This is a genomic window from Pseudomonas sp. SA233, from assembly GCF_054792385.1.
The window spans coordinates 434,443-449,856 of record NZ_CP096449.1 but is presented as its reverse complement, the minus strand read 5'-3'; the positions used below and the strand labels follow the sequence as shown (position 1 = coordinate 449,856).

At 64.3% G+C, this 15,414-nt stretch carries 13 protein-coding genes; 10 read left to right on the top strand and 3 right to left on the bottom strand.

Annotation, left to right across the window (positions count from 1 at the left end; genetic code table 11):
* The first annotated feature begins 175 nt into the window (after positions 1–175).
* The 9 genes from M1D87_RS02030 to M1D87_RS01990 all read left to right on the top strand — a co-directional run bounded on the left by M1D87_RS02030 (position 176) and on the right by M1D87_RS01990 (position 10,447).
* Complete coding sequence (locus M1D87_RS02030) at positions 176–1,858, top strand: flavin monoamine oxidase family protein (protein WP_123084607.1); 1,683 nt, start codon at positions 176–178, stop codon at positions 1,856–1,858.
* Between the two features lie 14 nt (positions 1,859–1,872).
* Entirely contained in the window at positions 1,873–2,667 is a 795-nt protein-coding gene (locus M1D87_RS02025; RefSeq protein ID WP_123084608.1) for a carbon-nitrogen hydrolase family protein, read from the top strand.
* Between the two features lie 157 nt (positions 2,668–2,824).
* Complete coding sequence (gene pqqF / locus M1D87_RS02020) at positions 2,825–5,125, top strand: pyrroloquinoline quinone biosynthesis protein PqqF (RefSeq protein ID WP_123084609.1); 2,301 nt, start codon at positions 2,825–2,827, stop codon at positions 5,123–5,125.
* 158 nt (positions 5,126–5,283) lie between these two features.
* The gene (gene pqqA, locus M1D87_RS02015) at positions 5,284–5,355 is read left to right on the top strand and encodes a pyrroloquinoline quinone precursor peptide PqqA (RefSeq protein ID WP_003243383.1); all 72 of its coding nucleotides are present in this window, start codon (positions 5,284–5,286) and stop codon (positions 5,353–5,355) included.
* 78 nt (positions 5,356–5,433) lie between these two features.
* Complete coding sequence (pqqB, locus tag M1D87_RS02010) at positions 5,434–6,345, top strand: pyrroloquinoline quinone biosynthesis protein PqqB (RefSeq protein ID WP_024086143.1); 912 nt, start codon at positions 5,434–5,436, stop codon at positions 6,343–6,345.
* Positions 6,346–6,498: 153 nt separating this feature from the next.
* Positions 6,499–7,254 (top strand): pyrroloquinoline-quinone synthase PqqC, encoded by a 756-nt coding sequence (gene pqqC, locus M1D87_RS02005; RefSeq protein ID WP_003255592.1) that lies wholly within the window; start codon positions 6,499–6,501, stop codon positions 7,252–7,254.
* A complete protein-coding gene (gene pqqD, locus M1D87_RS02000; protein WP_004375207.1) occupies positions 7,251–7,526 on the top strand; it encodes a pyrroloquinoline quinone biosynthesis peptide chaperone PqqD in 276 nt (91 codons plus the stop codon). Before pqqC ends, pqqD begins: the two co-directional genes overlap by 4 nt.
* Positions 7,498–8,658 (top strand): pyrroloquinoline quinone biosynthesis protein PqqE, encoded by a 1,161-nt coding sequence (gene pqqE / locus M1D87_RS01995; RefSeq protein ID WP_039613237.1) that lies wholly within the window; start codon positions 7,498–7,500, stop codon positions 8,656–8,658. Before pqqD ends, pqqE begins: the two co-directional genes overlap by 29 nt.
* Positions 8,624–10,447 (top strand): S9 family peptidase, encoded by a 1,824-nt coding sequence (locus tag M1D87_RS01990; RefSeq protein ID WP_123084610.1) that lies wholly within the window; start codon positions 8,624–8,626, stop codon positions 10,445–10,447. The genes pqqE and M1D87_RS01990 overlap by 35 nt, the downstream gene beginning before the upstream one ends.
* Positions 10,448–10,579: 132 nt before the next feature.
* Here the strand turns inward: M1D87_RS01990 and M1D87_RS01985 are convergent, their stop codons facing one another.
* Positions 10,580–10,738, bottom strand: coding sequence for a YqaE/Pmp3 family membrane protein (locus M1D87_RS01985; RefSeq protein ID WP_009681539.1), 159 nt, complete (start codon positions 10,736–10,738; stop codon positions 10,580–10,582).
* A 152-nt stretch (positions 10,739–10,890) separates the two neighbouring features.
* A complete protein-coding gene (locus tag M1D87_RS01980; protein WP_039613235.1) occupies positions 10,891–12,171 on the bottom strand; it encodes an aspartate aminotransferase family protein in 1,281 nt (426 codons plus the stop codon).
* 208 nt (positions 12,172–12,379) lie between these two features.
* On the opposite strand from M1D87_RS01980, the gene M1D87_RS01975 reads away from it, so the two are divergent.
* On the top strand, positions 12,380–13,303 hold the full coding sequence (locus M1D87_RS01975; protein ID WP_004375209.1) for a LysR family transcriptional regulator: 924 nt from the start codon (positions 12,380–12,382) through the stop codon (positions 13,301–13,303).
* Positions 13,304–13,555: 252 nt separating this feature from the next.
* Here M1D87_RS01975 and M1D87_RS01970 read toward each other — a convergent pair whose 3' ends face one another.
* Positions 13,556–15,334: an acyl-CoA dehydrogenase C-terminal domain-containing protein gene (locus M1D87_RS01970; RefSeq protein ID WP_123084612.1), complete on the bottom strand. Its 1,779-nt coding sequence runs from the start codon at positions 15,332–15,334 to the stop codon at positions 13,556–13,558.
* Positions 15,335–15,414: the final 80 nt, after the last annotated feature.

Genomic DNA, 15,414 nt, shown 5'->3' with positions numbered 1-15,414 from the left:
GGCAGGCTTCCTTTTCGTCATAAATCTATCTTGCTTATACATTTCGACGATAGAAGCTACATTCAGACAACAATCTGCACCTTAATAACGAACACCCCACTCCCTAAAATGGCCTCCAGGCATCTCCTATACTCAGGCTCCGCCCGCTGCGCAGCCTCTTTGGCAAGGTCACTTCATGAACAAGAAAAACCGCCACCCCGCCGATGGTAAAAAACCCGTCACCATCTTCGGCCCGGATTTCCCCTTCGCCTTCGACGACTGGCTGGAACACCCCGCAGGCCTGGGCAGCATCCCGGCCGGGCGCCATGGTGAGGAAGTGGCAATCGTGGGCGCCGGTATCGCCGGCCTGGTGGCGGCCTACGAGCTGATGAAGCTGGGCCTCAAGCCGGTGGTGTACGAAGCATCCAAGCTGGGTGGCCGGCTGCGCTCGCAAACCTTCAACGGCACCGACGGGATCATCGCCGAACTGGGTGGCATGCGCTTCCCGGTGTCATCCACTGCCTTCTACCACTACGTGGACAAGCTGGGCCTGGAGACCAAACCGTTCCCCAACCCGCTGACCCCGGCCTCGGGCAGCACGGTGATCGACCTGGAAGGCCAGACCTACTACGCCGAAAAACCCACCGACCTGCCCAAGCTGTTCCACGAAGTGGCCGATGCCTGGGCCGACGCGCTGGAAAGCGGTGCGCAGTTCGCCGACATCCAGCAGGCCATCCGCGACCGTGACGTACCGCGCCTGAAAGAGCTGTGGAACAAGCTGGTACCGCTGTGGGACGACCGCACGTTCTACGACTTCGTCGCCACCTCGCGCTCGTTCGCCCAGCTGAGCTTCCAGCACCGCGAAGTGTTCGGCCAGGTCGGCTTCGGCACCGGCGGCTGGGACTCGGACTTCCCCAACTCGATGCTGGAAATCTTCCGCGTGGTGATGACCAACTGCGACGACCACCAGCACCTGGTAGTCGGCGGTGTAGAGCAGGTACCGCAAGGCATCTGGCGCCATGTACCGGAGCGCTGCGTGCATTGGCCGGAAGGCACCAGCCTGAGCGGGCTGCATGGCGGCGCACCGCGTACCGGGGTCAAGCGCATCGCCCGCGCTGCCGATGGCCGCCTGGCGGTCACCGACAACTGGGGCGACACCCGTCACTACAGTGCCGTGCTCGCCACCTGCCAGACCTGGCTGCTGACCACCCAGATCGACTGCGAGGAATCGCTGTTCTCGCAAAAGATGTGGATGGCCCTGGACCGCACCCGCTACATGCAGTCGTCGAAGACCTTCGTCATGGTCGACCGGCCGTTCTGGAAGGACAAGGACCCGGAAACCGGCCGCGACCTGATGAGCATGACCCTCACCGATCGCCTCACCCGTGGCACCTACTTGTTCGATAACGGTGACGACAAGCCGGGGGTGATCTGCCTGTCCTACTCGTGGATGAGCGACGCGCTGAAGATGCTGCCGCACCCGGTGGAAAAACGCGTGCAACTGGCTCTGGATGCACTGAAGAAGATCTACCCGAAGACCGACATCGCCGGGCACATCATCGGCGACCCGATCACCGTTTCCTGGGAAGCCGACCCGCACTTCCTCGGCGCCTTCAAGGGCGCGTTGCCTGGGCACTACCGCTACAACCAGCGCATGTACGCGCACTTCATGCAGCAGGACATGCCTGCCGAGCAGCGCGGCATGTTCATCGCCGGTGACGATGTGTCGTGGACGCCGGCCTGGGTGGAAGGCGCGGTACAAACATCGCTGAATGCGGTGTGGGGTATCATGAATCACTTCGGTGGCCGCACCCACCCGGACAACCCCGGCCCAGGCGATGTGTTCGACGAAATCGGCCCGATCGCCCTGCCGGACTGAGACAAGGAGGCAGCATGCGCATCGCTCTGTTCCAGGGCGCACCCAAGCCACTGGACGTGCCCGGCAACCTGCAACGGTTGCGCCACCAGGCGCAACTGGCGGCCGAACGCGGGGCCAGTTTGCTGGTGTGCCCGGAGATGTTCCTGACCGGCTACAACATCGGCCTGGCCCAGGTCGAGCGCCTGGCCGAGGCCGCCGATGGCCCGGCGGCCATGGAGGTGGTGGAAATCGCCCAGGCGCACCGCATCGCCATCGTCTACGGGTATCCGGAGCGTGGCGATGATGGCGCGATCTACAACAGCGTGCAGTTGATCGATGCGCACGGCCGCAGCCTGAGCAACTATCGCAAGACCCACCTGTTCGGCGAGCTGGACCGCTCGATGTTCAGCGCAGGTGCCGATCACTTCCCGGTGGTGGAGCTGGATGGCTGGAAGGTCGGCCTGCTGATCTGCTACGACATCGAGTTCCCGGAAAACGCGCGACGCCTGGCGCTGGACGGTGCCGAGCTGATCCTAGTGCCGACTGCGAACATGTCGCCGTACGACTTCATCTGCCAAGTGACCGTGAGGGCGCGGGCGCAGGAGAATCAGTGCTACCTGGTGTATGCCAACTACTGCGGCTCGGAAGACGAGATCCAGTATTGCGGGCAGAGCAGCATCGTCGGCCCGGATGGCAGCCTGCTGGCCATGGCCGGGCGAGACGAATGCCAGTTGCTGGCGGAGCTGGAGCATGAGCGGGTGGTACAGGGGCGGGCGGCGTTTCCTTACCTGAGCGATCTGCGCCAGGAGCTGCACCTGCGTAAGGGCTGACTGGGGCCGCTGTGCGGCCCATTCGCGGGTAAACCCGCTCCCACAGGGTAAATCACAGGCCTGAAAGCTATGCAGTGCCTGTGGGAGCGGGTTTACCCGCGAAGAGGCCGGCCCTGCAAACAAATGGGTTAGCATGAACACCTGCCCTGGAGTTTCCATGCCTGACGCCACCCGCCACCTCACCCTCGCCAACGGCCTGCAGCTGACCCTGCGCCACGCCCCGCGCCTGAAGCGCTCGGCCGCGGCCCTGCGGGTGCACGCGGGTAGCCACGACGCGCCGACCAGATGGCCCGGCCTGGCCCACTTCCTGGAGCACCTGTTCTTCCTCGGCACCTCGCGCTTCCCTCTCGACGACGGCCTGATGCGCTATGTGCAGGCCCTCGGCGGCCAGGTCAATGCCAGCACCCGCGAACGCACCACCGACTTCTTCTTCGAGGTCCCGCCCAGCGCCCTGGCCGGCGGGCTGGAGCGCCTGTGCCAGATGTTGGCCGAACCAGACCTGGGCATCGAGCGCCAACGCCGCGAACGCGAAGTAATCCATGCCGAGTTCATTGCCTGGTCGCGCAACCCTCAGGCCCAGCAGCAGTTCGCCTTGCTGCAATCGGCAGCGCCCGGCCATCCATTGGGCGCTTTTCATGCCGGTAACCGGCATACCCTGGCCTTGCAAGATCCTGCCTTCCAGCAAGCGCTCGGTGGCTTTCACCAGCGCTTCTACCAAGGCGGCCAGGTCACCCTGAGCCTGTGCGGCCCGCAATCGCTGGATGAACTGGAATTGCTGGGCCGGCAGCATGCCAAGCTGTTCGCAACAGGTGAACGGGTGCCACAAGCTCTGCCACCGCCTTTATCGACGTCCGATACGCACCTGCTGTTCAGCCACGAAAACCTGCCGGCAGGTGCCGAGCAGGCCCTTGAGTTGCTCATCGCCTGCCTCGGCGATAGCCGCCCAGGCACCTGGCTGCATGCACTTCGCCAGCGTGGCTGGCTGCAAAGCTTCAAGGCCGAGGCGCTGTATGCCTTCGCCGGGCAGTTGCTGTGGCACATTGACCTGAAGCTGGGCGAGGACGCCTGCCCAGAAGAAGCCGATGCCCTGTTGCAAGGCTGGTTCGGCTTCATCCGCCAGGCCGCCCCTGAGCAATTGAGTGCCGAATTCGAGCTGCTGCAGCAAAGCCGCGAACGCAGTGCCAGCGCGCTTGAGCTGGCCCGCCGGGACTGCGCCGGCCAGCCGTTCAGCGGTTTGGACACACAAGGCTTGCAGGCGCTCCGTGCCCTGCTGGAAGGCCTGCCGGGCCGCGCACATGGGCATTGGCAACTGCCCGCAGTCGACCCCTTGCTTCTGGCCGACTTGCCTGATGCCAGTCCGCACCCACTGCCAGCGGCACTGAAAGTCAGCGACCAGCTGCCTGGTGCTCGTCAGTACGCGGCGCTGTACCTGCGCTGGCAGGTCCCTTCGCCGTTGCGCCAACGCCTGCATGCGCTGCTCGAACGCGCCTTGCACCCCCTGCAGGAGCGCTGCGAGCGCGTATCGGTGCAGTTGCAGTTCAGTGCCGCTGGCGAATACTGGCAACTGCGCTGCACCGGGCTGCCGGCAGCGGTACTGCGCACTGTGGACCAAGCCTTGGCGCTGATGCGCAAGCCCCGGGCAGGCAGCTGGCTGCCCAGTTCGACGCAGCCTCCGGCACTGATTCCCATCCGGGCCCTGCTCAAGCAGCTGCCCGACGCCGTGCTGGGCGCCATGCCTGCACCTGCTGCGGCCTGCACCCTGGCACAGACGCATCTCGACAAACTGTGGCAGCAAGCACGCTGGCACGGCCTGGCTACTGGCTTCGACGATGCCGCCCTGAACGCATTGGGCACCGTGCTGCAGCACTGCCCTGGCCAAGGCTCGGCGCCTGGCCCTCTGCCCGCCTGGGCCAACCACCGTTGGCAACATGCCGAAGTACCTGGCAGTGAGCATGCCCTGCTGCTGTTCTGCCCACTGCCAGCGGCCATGGAAGCCGCTGGCCGCCTGCTCGCGCAATTGCTGCAAGGGCCGGTTTACCAACGGCTGCGGGTAGAACTGCAACTCGGCTATGCGGTATTCAGTACCTTTCGTCAGGTAGAGGGTGTCGGCGGCCTGCTGTTCGGGGTCCAGTCGCCTCATGCCAGCCAGGTACAGATCCTCGACCACCTGCTCACCTTGCTGCGCCAGGGCGTTACCCTGGCCCCTGCCGCTCGTCAGGCCCTGGCCGGGCAATTCGATGAACCGGCGATGGGCAACGCCGAAGTCGCCGAATGGGCGTGGCAGACATTCCTGGCCACACAACCCGGCAGGCTGGATGCGCTGCGCAGGTCTATCCTGAAAACGCGGCAGACGGATCTGGACCAGTTGCTGAACCACTTGCTCGATAAAGATTCCACTTGGCTATGCCTTGCCAACGCAGTCGCACCAGATACTTCCTGGCTGGGTTCAAACCCATGATTGTTACGAAAAACGCAACGGAGTTTTCGAATAATTAACCTTTCGGTACAAATTTTTCTTGTAAGATAGCGCAATCCCAACCTTGGGAACCTCCAGCCAATGGCGGTACCCAAGTAGTAGCTGACAAACCCACCCCCTCATCCGGAAGGAGTAATTCCATGTGGACCAAACCTGCATACACTGATCTGCGCATCGGCTTCGAAGTCACCATGTACTTCGCCAACCGCTAAGCCCGGCTTACGGTTCAACGCCTCGGCCTGCCGGGGCGTTTTCGTTTTTTCGCTACGGTTTCTGCAGAGAGAGTGGCCATGTACATCCAGGTTCTCGGTTCCGCCGCCGGCGGCGGGTTCCCCCAGTGGAACTGCAACTGCGTCAACTGCAAGGGCTTGCGTGACGGCACCTTGCGGGCCACGCCGCGCACCCAGTCCTCCATCGCCCTGTCCGACGATGGCGTGCACTGGGTGCTGTGCAATGCCTCGCCCGATATTCGCGCCCAGCTCCAGGCCTTTGCGCCGATGCAGCCGGCCCGCGCCCTGCGCGACACCGGCATCAACGCCATCATCCTGCTGGACAGCCAGATCGACCACACCACCGGCCTGCTCAGCCTGCGCGAAGGCTGCCCGCACCAGGTGTGGTGCACCGACATGGTCCACCAGGACCTGACCACGGGCTTTCCGCTGTTCAACATGCTCAGCCACTGGAACGGCGGCCTGCAGTGGAACCGCATCGAGCTGGAAGGCAGCTTCGTCATCGACGCCTGCCCCAACCTGCGCTTCACCCCGTTCCCCCTGCGCAGCGCCGCGCCGCCCTACTCGCCGCACCGCTTCGACCCGCACCCGGGCGACAACCTTGGCCTGCTGGTCGAGGACACCCGCACCGGCGGCAAGCTGTTCTACGCCCCGGGCCTGGGCCAGGTGGACGACAAGCTGCTGACGATGATGCACGGCGCCGACTGCCTGCTGGTCGACGGCACCCTGTGGGAAGATGACGAGATGCAACGCCGTGGCGTGGGCACCCGCACCGGCCGCGAAATGGGCCACCTGGCGCAGAACGGCCCAGGCGGCATGCTGGAGGTGCTGGATGGCTTCCCGCGCCAGCGCAAGGTACTTATCCACATCAACAACACCAACCCGATTCTCGACGAAGACTCGCCCGAGCGTGCTGAAGTGCTGCGCCGGGGTGTGGAAGTGGCCTTCGATGGCATGAGTATCGAGTTGTAACAGCCAGATCGCACAAGCAACACAGGCCCTGTGGGAGCGGGTTCACCCGCGAAGAATCCCACACAGTGTATGGCACCGGCTTCGCCGGTGTTCGCGGGTAAACCCGCTCCCACAGGGATCGCGCCGAGACTCAGCTATACAGGAGCCAGCCGAATGAGCGACGCACTGCCAATGTCCCCTGCCGAATTCGAGCAGGCCCTGCGCGCCAAGGGCGCCTACTACCACATCCATCACCCGTACCACGTGGCGATGTACCAGGGTCGCGCCACCCGCGAACAGATCCAGGGCTGGGTAGCCAACCGCTTCTACTACCAGGTCAACATCCCGATGAAGGATGCCGCGATTCTGGCCAACTGCCCGGACCGCGAAGTACGCCGCGAGTGGATCCAGCGCCTGCTCGACCACGATGGCGCGCCCGGCGAAGACGGTGGTATCGAAGCCTGGCTGCGCCTGGGCCAGGCCGTGGGGCTGGACCCGGACCAGTTGCGTTCCCAGGAGCTGGTACTGCCCGGTGTGCGCTTTGCCGTGGACGCCTACGTCAACTTCGCCCGCCGGGCCAGTTGGCAGGAAGCGGCCAGCAGCTCGCTGACCGAGCTGTTCGCCCCGCAGATCCACCAGTCGCGCCTGGACAGCTGGCCGCAGCACTACCCGTGGATCGACCCGGCCGGCTACGAATACTTCCGCACCCGCCTGGGCCAGGCCCGGCGTGACGTGGAGCATGGCCTGGCGATTACCTTGCAGCACTACACCACCCGCGCGGGCCAGGAGCGTATGCTGGAGATACTGCAGTTCAAGCTGGATATTCTCTGGAGCATGCTCGACGCCATGAGCATGGCTTACGAGCTGAACCGCCCGCCCTATCACTCCGTCACCCAGGAACGGGTGTGGCACAAAGGGATCACCCTATGAGTTTCGACCGTAATCAAGTGCCAGCCTGGCGCCCCGGCTACCGCTTCCAGTACGAGCCGGCGCAAAAGGGCCATGTGCTGCTGTACCCAGAGGGCATGATCAAGCTCAACGACAGCGCAGCCCTGATTGGTGGCCTGATCGACGGCCAACGCGACGTTGCCGCGATCATCAGCGAACTCGAACAACAGTTCCCCGGTGTCCCGGAAGTGGCCGATGACATCGAGCAGTTCATGGAGGTGGCCCGTGCCGAACACTGGATCGTCCTCGCCTGAGTTACCGCCCACGCCTGCAGTCGGCCTGCCGCTGTGGCTGCTGGCCGAGCTGACCTACCGCTGCCCGCTGCAGTGCCCGTACTGCTCCAACCCGCTGGACTTCGCAGCCCAGGGCCAGGAGCTGAGCACCGAGCAGTGGTTCAAGGTGATGGCCGAAGCCCGGGAAATGGGTGCCGCGCAAATCGGTTTCTCCGGCGGAGAGCCGCTGGTACGCCAGGACCTCGCCGAACTGATCGGCGAGGCCCGCCGGCTGGGCTACTACACCAACCTGATCACCTCGGGCATCGGCCTGACCGAAGCGCGCATCGCCGACTTCAAGAAGGCCGGCCTGGACCATATCCAGATCAGCTTCCAGGCCAGCGACGAGCAGGTCAACAACCTGCTGGCCGGCTCGAAGAAGGCCTTTGCGCAAAAGCTGGAAATGGCCCGTGCGGTGAAGGCCCATGGCTACCCGATGGTGCTCAACTTCGTCACCCACCGGCACAACATCGACAAGATCGACCGCATCATCGAGCTGTGCATCGCCCTGGAGGCCGACTTCGTCGAGCTTGCCACCTGCCAGTTCTACGGCTGGGCCCACCTCAACCGGCTGGGCCTGCTGCCAACCCGCGCGCAGCTGGAACGGGCCGAACGCATCACCAACGAGTATCGGGAAAAGCTCAAGGCCGAGGGCAACCCGTGCAAGCTGATCTTCGTCACCCCGGACTACTACGAGGAGCGCCCCAAGGCCTGCATGAATGGCTGGGGCAGCCTGTTCCTCACCATCACCCCGGACGGCACCGCCCTGCCCTGCCACGGTGCGCGCCAGTTGCCGGTGCAGTTCCCCAACGTGCGCGACCACGACCTGCACCACATCTGGTACGACTCGTTCGGCTTCAACCGCTTCCGCGGCTATGAGTGGATGCCCGAACCCTGCCGTTCCTGCGACGAGAAGGAAAATGACTTCGGCGGCTGCCGCTGCCAGGCCTTCATGCTCACCGGCGATGCCAGCAACGCCGACCCGGTGTGCGCCAAGTCGGCCGACCACGGCATCATCCTCAAGGCCCGCGAGGAGGCGGAAAGCGCCCAGCTCACCATTGAAGAGATGACCTTCCGCAATGAACGAAACTCCCGTGTTATCGTCCGCGGCTGAGTTCAGCGCGGCCCAGGCAGTTGCCGCCGGCACCGACTTCGCCGAACTCAAGGTCAGCGCCGCGGGGCTGTTCTGGAACGAGTTTCGCCCGGCCGATGGTGCCTGTCGCATCTGGCACTGGCAGCACCAGCAGGCCCGCTGCCTGACACCTGATGGCTTCAGCGTACGTAGCCGGGTGTACGAATACGGCGGTGGCAGTTTTTGCCTGGGTGGTGATGGGCTGCTGTTCGTCAATGAAAAGGACCAGCAGGTCTATACCCAGACCCTGGAAGGCGCGGTACCGCGCGCCCTGACTGATGATGCCAGCTGCCGCTACGGCGATGTGCAGTGGCACGACGGCCTGGTGCTGGCGGTCGAGGAGCAGCATGGCGAACGGGTCGAGCATCGCTTGGTCGCCCTGGGTGAACAAGCCCGCGAAGTGCTCGCCGAGGGGGCCGACTTCTATGCATCGCCTACGGTAAGTATCGACGGCCAGCGCCTGGCGTGGGTCGAATGGGACCGCCCGGCACAACCCTGGACCATCACCAGGCTAATGTGCCGCACACGTGATGCAAGTGGCCACTGGGGGCCCGCGCAATGTGTGGCCGGCGCTGACGAATCGCTGCAGCAGCCGCGCTTCGATAGCGAAGGCCGACTTTACTGCCTGTCTGACCGCAATGGCTTCTGGCAACCCTGGGGCGAGGTCGATGGCTGCTGGCAGGCCCTGCCTGCCGAACCGGCGGACCACGCCGCAGCCCCCTGGCAACTGGGCGCCAGTACCTGGTTGGCGCTGGGGCCGCGAAGCTATCTGGCCAGCTGGTTCGAAGAGGGCTTCGGGCAACTGGGGCTGCGCACAGCCGAAGGCCGCCTGGAGCGTTTCGCCAGCGCCTACACGCGTTTTCGCAGCCTGGCCATGGATGCCGAACACCTGTTTGCCATTGCCGCCTCGCCGATCAGCCCGCCGGCGGTCATCGCCATCGCCCGCAGCAACCACGAGGTCAGCGTATTGGCTGGTGGCGCCGAAGTGCTGCCGGCAAGGCATATCAGCCTGCCGCAGTCGATCCACTACGGCAGTGACGGCCAGCGCGCCCATGGCTTCTTCTACCCAGCAGCCCGCTCGCAAGGTGCCGCGCCGTTGGTGGTGTTCATCCATGGCGGGCCGACTTCGGCCTGTTATCCCGTGCTCGACCCGCGCATCCAGTATTGGACCCAACGCGGCTTCGCCGTCGCCGACCTGAACTACCGGGGCAGCACCGGCTATGGCCGTGAATACCGCCAGGCCTTGCATCTGCGCTGGGGCGAAAGCGATGTGGCCGATGCTTGCGCGGCGGTGGAATACCTGGCCGGACGTGGGCTGATCGACAGCCGCAAGGCGTTCATCCGCGGCGGTAGCGCAGGCGGCTACACCACCCTGTGCGCCCTGGCGTTCCATGATGTGTTCCGCGCCGGCGCCAGCCTGTACGGGGTCAGCGACCCGGTTGCCCTGGGCCGGGCCACCCACAAGTTCGAAGGGGACTACCTGGACTGGCTGATCGGCGACCCGCTGCAGGATGCCGAGCGCTATCGCCAGCGTACGCCGCTGCTGCATGCGGGGCAGATCAAGGTACCGGTGATTTTCTTCCAGGGCGAACTGGATGCGGTGGTGGTGCCGGAGCAGACGCGGTCGATGCTGGCGGCACTGCAGGCTAACGGGATCGAGGCTGAAGGGCACTTCTACGCGGGGGAGCGGCACGGGTTCCGCAAGGCGGAGAACCTGGCGCATGCGCTGGAAGAAGAATGGAAATTCTATTGCCGGGTGTTGGGGAGCTGAGATTTTGGGGCCGCTTTGCGGCCCATCGCGACACAAGGCCGCTCCTACAGGGATCGCACAAGCCCGAATGTGGCGCTGTACCTGTAGGAGCGGCCTTGTGTCGCGATGGGCTGCAAAGCAGCCCCAAAAATCTCAGCGCTTGGCGATGATGTACACCGCATGCACGATCCCCGGAATGTACCCCAGCAAGGTAAGCAAGATATTCAGCCAGAACGCCCCGCCAAACCCCACCTGCAGGAACACGCCCAGCGGTGGCAGGATGATGGCGATGATGATGCGTATAAAGTCCATGCGAGTCTCTCCTGAAGGGGTTACATCAGAGACTAGCCGCCCGCCACAGAGGTTCAACAGGCAAAAAAAACGCCCCGGGCCGAATGAAACAGGCCAAGGGCGATGCGCAGGAACGCCAGACGGTTCGTAGAATTCTCGATGTCACCAGGCCGCTAGGCTGGCATTTCGCGGCGGGCCTGCTGCTGGGCATGCAGGCGGGCAAAGGCACGGGCCAGGCGCAGCAGCATTTCGTCGATGTTGCCCTTGCTCACGGTCAACGCTGGCGAAAAACGCACCACATCCGCCTGCGGTGCGTTGAGCAACAGGCCTTCATGCAAGGCAGCCGCCACCAGCTCGCGGGCCAGGTTTTCTTTCATCTGCAGGGCCCACAACAGGCCTTGCCCGCGCACTTCGCCCTGGCCATAACGCCCAGCCAGCCGGCTCAGGCCTTCACGCAGGTGGCGGCCGTTGTCCTGCACCTGGGCGAAGAAGCCAGGCTCCAGCACGGTATCCAGCACGGCCAGGCCGGCAGCGCACATCAGCGCGTTGCCATGGTGGCTGCCTTCCAGTTCGCCAGGCTCGGCGCAGCACGCCGTGCCCCGGGCCAGCAAGGCCGCCAGCGGCACGCCACCGCCCAGGCCCTTGCCCAGGGTGATGATGTCGGCGCGCACGCCGTAGGTTTCCTCGGCCAGCAGCGCGCCACAGCGGCCGATGCCGGTCTGCACCTCGTCGAGGATCAGCAAGATGCCGAGTTCCCGGCACAGCGTTTCCACACCCTTGAGGTATTCCTGCGTGGCCGGGATGACACCCGCCTCGCCCTGGATCGGCTCGAGCATGATCGCCACGGTGCGCGAGTCCACCTCCGCGTGCAGCGCCGCCAGGTCGTTGAACGGCACCTTGCTGAAGCCAGGCAGGCCCGGTTCGCAGCGGTTGCAGGGCAGCGGGTCGGACGCCGACAACGCGCCCAGGCTGCGGCCATGGCAGGCTTGGGTGGCGGTGATGATGTGATAGGCGCCGTTGCGGTGCAGCTGGCCCCACTTGCGCGCCAGCTTGATCGCGCCTTCGCAGGCTTCGGCACCGCTGTTGAGCAGGTAGGCCTGGTCGCTGCCGGTGCTCTGGCACAGGCGGTTGACCAGCCCCAGCAGGCCACGGCTGTGGAAGCCCGAGCCCGGGTTGATCAACGCCTGGGCCTGGCTGCCCAGCGCCTTCACCAGCACACTGGGGCTGTGGCCCAGGCTGTTGACCGCACCACCCTGGGTGAAGTCCAGGTAGGCATGCCCTTCGTTGTCCCACAACCAGGAGCCCTGGCCACGCACGAATACCTGCGCTGCGCGTTCGTTGCTGGGCATGAGGCACTCACGCGACAGCTGTGGCGCTTCCGGCACGATTACCGGCGCACGCTTGGGCTCGGCGACGGCGGCAGGGGCCGGGCGGCGCAGGTTGAACAGGTTCATCAGGGCTCCAACCAATCACGACAGGGGCGGTCACGGTGCGGTCTTGGTGCGGCACTCGATATTTTGCCTTGCCTATCAAAAGTGTTTTTCATCCGGAGTAACAATCGATCGATTCATCGCTGTAACCCGTTGGAATACGGCGATAGACTAGGCCTCGCGAGGGTTTTCGACCATTTCGTTTTTCCAGCATTTTCGATAAGTATCACTTATGGATTTCCGCCAACTGCGTTATTTCGTCGCGGTGTATGAAGAAGGCCACGTGGGCCGCGCCGCCGAGCGCCTGTCGCTGTCCCAGCCAGCGCTTTCCCAGCAGATCCGCCAGCTGGAGCACAGCCTCGACCTGAGCCTGTTCGAACGCAGCAACAAGCGCCTGCTGCCGACTCTGGCCGCCCACACCCTGTACAACCACGCCCTGCCGTTGCTCGACGGCCTGCAGCGCGCCCACGAGGCCATGCGCAACTTCAAGGGCCAGTCGCTGCGTACCTTGGCCATCGGCGTCCTGCAGACCGTGCGGCCGAGCCTGGTGCCGCAGCTGCTCGAACGCCTGCGCAGGGCACAGCCGCACCTGGTGGTGCAGATCTACGAATTGTCAGGGCTGGAGATTGAACGGCGCTTGCTCAATGGCAGCCTGGACATCGGTATCAGTTACCTGCCGCCACGCCAGCCGGGGCTGCATGGTCTGCTGCTCTATGAAGATGAACTGCAACTGGTCATCCCCGCCACCCACCCGCTGAAGGACTTCAAGAAGGTGTCCATTCGCCAGGCCGCCGAGCTGCCCATGCTGATGCTGGGCGAGGAATTCCAGATCCGCCAGATCTGGCAGGCGCAGCTGGCCAGCCAGGGGCGTCGGCCGCAGGTGCAGGCAGAGATGAACAACATGGCGGGGATTCTCGACAGCCTGGCCCATACCGCGCTGGCTACCATCTTGCCGGGGCGGGCCAAGGAGGCCGCCGAGGATGACCAAGGGCTGCTGTGGAAGCCGTTGAGCGAGCCACGGGTACCGCTGAAGGTTGGCTTGGTGTTCCGCGATGCCCAGCGCCAGCAGGCCTCTGTGGAGCTGCTGCGCACGTTGCTGGAGGAAGAGACGGACGCCCGCCTGTTGGGTGCATCACCGCTGGATGTGCTGGGCTGAAAAACCCGCGCACAAAGAAAACCCCGCCGAAGCGGGGTTTTCCAGACTGTTTCCCTGTGACATCCGTATCGCCCCGCCATCCTGGCAGGTGGTCCTTCGTCGTCGTCCCTGATCTGTCCTTTGCGCTTCCTGCGCAACGTCCATGTGGTAAAGAATAACCGTGGATCCAATCTGAGAACAGTGGTGAAAAGTCACCACGTTGTGTAGGAAAAAGCTTACACGGCAGGGACTGCTACGCAGTCCCCATATCTGTCAGAATTGTTCGGCATCCAGCAGGTACAACGACTCACTCCCCGCCTTCACCGAAGCCACCAGCGAATTCACCCGCGGCAGCAACCGCGCAAAGTAGAACCGCGCCGTACCCAGCTTGCCCGTATAGAACGCTTCATCCCCCTCACCCGCCTTCGCCGCCCGCGCCATCAGTGCCCACATGTAGGCGTAGGCGACATAACCAAAGGCATGCAGGTACTCGACCGAAGCCGCCCCGATTTCGTTCGGGTTGCCCTTGGCCTGTTCCAGCACCCACTCGGTCAGCCCGTCGAGCTGATCGAGACAGGCACCCAACGGCTTGGCAAATTCATCCAGCTCGCTACCTGCGCTGGCAATGAACTGGCGAATCTCGTCGGAGAACAGCCGGTAGTACGCCCCACCACTGGCCACCACCTTGCGCCCCATCAGGTCGAGGGCCTGGATGCCGTTGGTGCCTTCGTAGATCTGCGTGATACGCACATCACGCACCAGTTGCTCCTGCCCCCACTCGCGAATGTAGCCATGCCCGCCGAACACCTGCTGGCCGTGCACCGCGCACTCCAGGCCCAGGTCGGTGAGGAAAGCCTTGGCAACCGGCGTCAGTAGTGCCACCAGTTCTTCGCTGCGCTTGCGCACGGCGGTGTCTTCGCTGAACTTGGCACTGTCCAGCTGCATGGCCACGTAGCTGGAGAAGGCACGGCCACCCTCGATCAGCGCCTTCATGGTCAACAGCATGCGGCGCACGTCCGGGTGGACGATGATCGGGTCAGCGGCCTTGTCCTTGGCTTGTGGCCCGGTCGGGGCGCGGCTCTGCAGGCGGTCGCGGGCGTACTCCACGGCATTCTGGTAGGAGCGCTCGGCCGACGCCAGGCCCTGGATACCAACGCCAAGGCGCTCGTAGTTCATCATGGTGAACATGGCCGCCAGGCCCTTGTTCGGCTCACCGACGATATAGCCGACCGCTTCATCGAAGTTCATCACGCAGGTGGCCGAGGCCTGGATACCCATCTTGTGCTCGATCGAGCCGCAGGTGGCCGGATTGCGCGCCCCCAGGCTGCCATCTTCATTGACCAGGAACTTCGGCACCAGGAACAGCGAAATGCCTTTCGGCCCCGCCGGTGCGTCCGGCAGCTTGGCCAGCACCAGGTGGATGATGTTCTCGGTCAGGTCGTGCTCGCCGCCGGTGATGAAGATCTTGGTGCCGCTGACCTTGTAGCTGCCGTCGGCCTGGGGCTCGGCCTTGGTGCGGATGATGCCCAGGTCGGTACCGGCGTGCGGCTCGGTCAGGCACATGGAACCGGCCCACACGCCGGCGTACATGTTTGGCAGGTACTTTTCCTTCAGCGCTTCACTGGCGTGGGCGTTGATCGACAGACAGGCGCCAGCAGTCAGCATCGGGTACAGGCCGAAGGACAGGCTGGAGGCGTTGACCATTTCCTCGACCTGGGCCGAGATGACCTTGGGCATGCCCATACCGCCGAACAGCGGGTCGCCACCCACACCCACCCAACCGCCTTCGGCGTAGGTTTTGTACGCCTCAATGAAACCGGCTGGGGTACTTACCGCGCCGTTTTCCCAGTGACAGCCCTCTTCATCGGCGGCACGGCTGAGCGGTGCGATGGACTTGGCGGTGACCTTGCCGGCTTCTTCCAGCACGGCCATGGCTGTGTCGACATCGACAACCTCGGCCAACCCGGGCAACTGCGCCCACTGCTCGGCCACGTTGAAGACTTCATTCAGAACGAAGCGCATGTCGCGCAGGGGCGCTTTATATTCAGCCATGACAACCTCTCGCTACTCGGGTCGGGGCGGTCTCGGGGAACCGCGACACTGGGTTGAAGGCAGTGTAACCGAACAACTTT